Here is a 3,069-nt window from a genome sequence, read left to right on the forward strand (position 1 = left end):
TCGAGTTCGTCTTCCCATCCCAGCATGGTCAGCCCTCCAAGAGCCGACCACCCATGAATCATTGAAAAATTGATTCGGGAATCCTATAAAACGCGCCAAAATCAACAATCTGCCAAAGTAGTGCTAGGCCGTGTACTCATTAAGAAGTTTGCTGCCGGTGTCCGCTCCACCTCCAAACAGGGGCGAAAAAGCGGACGCCTTCCGAGGTCGCTGAAGGGCCATGAGACAAGAGTTCAGGTATGGATAAAGTTCGGCTTCGACCCGTGTCCAGACCCACGCTATTAAAACGCCACCTGGGTCATTCGTTCGGAGATCTCCCATAGCTTGCGTCTAGCGACGGAATCGAGTGCTTGCGGAGGAACGCGTGCGGGGTGCGGGTGCCCGCGGGTTTCACGGAGCCCGTCGGGACCATAGTAGCCACCTCCCTCCGCGTGGCTGGACGTGGCAGCATATAACTGGGGCAGCGCGCCTTGCGATACGGGCTGAAGCAGGAACCAAAAAAGTGTTCGTGCAAGTCCCGCCACGCTTCGCCGACCAAGGGTGTTATGCACTAGATCAGTCCGCGCGATGCCAGGGTGAGCAGCCATGCTTGAGAAACCCCATCCAGCGGCGCGGCTGCGGCTGTCAAGCTCGAGTGCAAACAACAAGCATGCGAGCTTCGATTGGCTGTAGGCGGCCAGTGGCCGATAGTTCTTCTCGGCATTGATGTCATCAAAATCGAAGTGTCCACCGTTAGCAGCAAGGCTTGAGAGCGTGACGACGCGCGCGTCCCTCCCTTTTGCGAGGAGCGATTTCAGACGAGCAGTCAATGCGAAGTGACCGAGGTAGTTCGTACCGAGTTGCAGTTCGAAGCCGTCACTCGTTTCTTGCCGTTTCGGCGGGACCATGACGCCCGCGTTGTTCACCAGAAGGTCCAAGCTCTGCTTCTCATCCTCCATCTGCTGTGCGAATGAGGCAACCGAAGATAGATCTGCAAGATCGAGCTTGCCGAACCGCACAGTCGCACCCGGCACGGCGTGTTCGATGTGAGATACTGCGTGAGCGCCTTTTTGAGGGTTGCGACCGGCTATGGTCACGTCACATCCTGCTCGGGCCAGCGCGAGGGCCGTCTCCAATCCTAATCCACCGGTTCCGGTTACTACGGCGGTTCGTCCATGCTGATCAGGGATGTCGGCTGCGGTCCACTTTGCCATTTAGCGTCGCTTTCACAATTTTCGCACTTGGTGTAGAATAAATATTGCACTAAGTGTAATTTTGCAAGAGGGTGGCTTTGGGCAATTCCGGGCGTGACGATAAAGAGGGCGGCGGCCTGCGGGAGCGGAAGAAGCGCGAGACCAAGAAACGCATCACGGAGAAGGGCATCGCTCTTTTCCTTAAAAATGGCTTCGATCATACAACGCTCGACGAAATCGCTGCCGCAGCAGGAATCTCGCGCAGAACCTTCTTCTACTACTTCACGTCAAAGGACGAGATTTTGCTGTCCCTCCAAAGTGGGATTGGCGAGATGCTGACAGATGCGGTACGAAAGGCTTCCGCAGGCTCGGCGCCGATCGACACGGTTCGGGATGCGGTCGTCAGTGTCTGTAACGCTATTCCGTCGAAAGACATGATCAAGTTGGACCGACTGATGCGGACGAGCCCGAGCGTTCAGGCGCGCAAGCAGGCATACTACGTGCAGCAGGAAGGTGAGATTTACGAAGCGCTCAAAGAGCGGTGGCCCGAGCCCGAACGATCAATGGCGTTGCGGATCGTCGCGATGCTCTCAGTCGGCGCCATACGAATTGCCGGAGACATCTTCAATCAGGAGAAGGGCGCGCGGCCCATAGTCGAACTCCTGGAGGAAATATTCGGCAGCCTCGCCAAGGAGGTCCGCTCAGGCGACACGCACCCGTGATTTCGGAGATGTGCCCCTTGCGGACTCATGCGTCTTAAAAACAGAATGACGCCAAACGCTCTCGTCGCCGCTAACAAAATGTCCAAACACAGCGGCCGCCGGCGATGCGCCTTGCGTTGAGCTTCTCTTGAAGCGTTTGAACCATCGGGAAAATGCAACCGTGGTCGTCGATTTCCTTGTTGGCGATTATTATTCTCTCGTCGCCGACCCTGAGTCCGTCGACGACCGAGATGACGCACACCTTGATCATCTTCCCGGAGTAACGAGTGTCGCGACGTCCCAGTATCTCGGCCAAGACATAGTTCGAGTGATCAGAACCGCTCAAAACGACGTCATCGGACGGTACGGAGGATCCTGCGATGCACTTATCGTGATCGATCAGCTTTGAGGTCAGCCTCACCGCCACGCTGGTGAAGATGACGGTGCCGGCTCTTCGGAAACGACCTGCTCGGCCCAGTTGTCCAGGAACGCCCGCGCACGGCAACCGCCGGAGCGCGTTTGACCTACACCAAGTCGAAAAGACCCCCCTCGACTCCTTCGTCCGCGCGCTTGGGCGTCAGAAAAAATCAGGCGGGAAAACCGAGCGGCATCAGCGGCCTACGAAATCGAGTCACTCTTAAAGGCGGGAATCGAGTCACTCTTATCGCGGAATCGAGTCACTCTTTCGTGTCCGCACAAAGCCATTGATCCGCTGGTGGGCCCGGCAGGACTCGAACCTGCAACCAGACCGTTATGAGCGGCGGAAGATCGATCGTCTTCCTTAATTTTCCGGTGCTTTCGTTCGATTCCGTTTGGGTTCGTCGCGCTTCGGTCGGAGCGTTTCTGGTGCGAAACTGGTGCGGTTCACAATCCCCGCCGAGTTTACGAAACCTGCACTTTTCTGGAATTCGTTACGATGTCGTAGCCCCTTCTCTCTGCGGGCAGAATGCCTTAGGAAGTGGCGGAGATGAGGGTGGACATGGCAAAGCAGACCGCGAAAAAGGAGGCGGGACTCAAGGGCGTATCGGCAGCCGAACGGGCACTCGCGGTATTGACCGCGTTCCGTCGGGGCGACGGTGCTTTGTCGCTGGCGGAGTTGGCCGAGCGGACCGGTCTCGTCAAGAGCACGATCCTGCGGCTTGCTTTGTCGCTGCAACAATACCGCCTGCTCGCGCGCTTGCCGGATGGATCTTATC

Annotated in this window: 4 protein-coding genes; 2 read left to right on the forward strand and 2 right to left on the reverse strand. The window is 57.2% G+C overall.

The genetic code is table 11. The annotated features are described in order from the left end of the window. Window positions 1–281: 281 nt before the first annotated feature. Window positions 282–1,193 (reverse strand): SDR family oxidoreductase, encoded by a 912-nt coding sequence (locus EAV90_RS38880; protein WP_129146448.1) that lies wholly within the window; start codon window positions 1,191–1,193, stop codon window positions 282–284. 77 nt (window positions 1,194–1,270) lie between these two features. Here EAV90_RS38880 and EAV90_RS38885 point away from each other — a divergent pair, with 77 nt between their 5' ends. Further along, window positions 1,271–1,894 carry a TetR family transcriptional regulator gene (locus tag EAV90_RS38885; RefSeq protein WP_129146449.1) on the forward strand — a complete coding sequence of 208 codons (624 nt, stop codon included), beginning with the start codon at window positions 1,271–1,273 and terminating at the stop codon, window positions 1,892–1,894. A 70-nt stretch (window positions 1,895–1,964) separates the two neighbouring features. Here EAV90_RS38885 and EAV90_RS38890 read toward each other — a convergent pair whose 3' ends face one another. Continuing rightward, window positions 1,965–2,189: a hypothetical protein gene (locus EAV90_RS38890; protein WP_129146450.1), complete on the reverse strand. Its 225-nt coding sequence runs from the start codon at window positions 2,187–2,189 to the stop codon at window positions 1,965–1,967. Window positions 2,190–2,852: 663 nt separating this feature from the next. On the opposite strand from EAV90_RS38890, the gene EAV90_RS38895 reads away from it, so the two are divergent. Then, window positions 2,853–3,069: helix-turn-helix domain-containing protein (locus tag EAV90_RS38895; RefSeq protein WP_164937209.1), on the forward strand; the 217-nt coding region annotated here is incomplete at its 3' end.

Source organism: Bradyrhizobium vignae (assembly GCF_004114425.1).
GTDB lineage: Bacteria > Pseudomonadota > Alphaproteobacteria > Rhizobiales > Xanthobacteraceae > Bradyrhizobium > Bradyrhizobium vignae.

Excerpts from the sequence above, each read along its gene's own strand:
- EAV90_RS38880 (WP_129146448.1), bottom strand. The coding sequence starts at position 1,193 with ATGGCAAAGTGGACCGCAGCCGACATCCCTGATCAGCATGGACGAACC.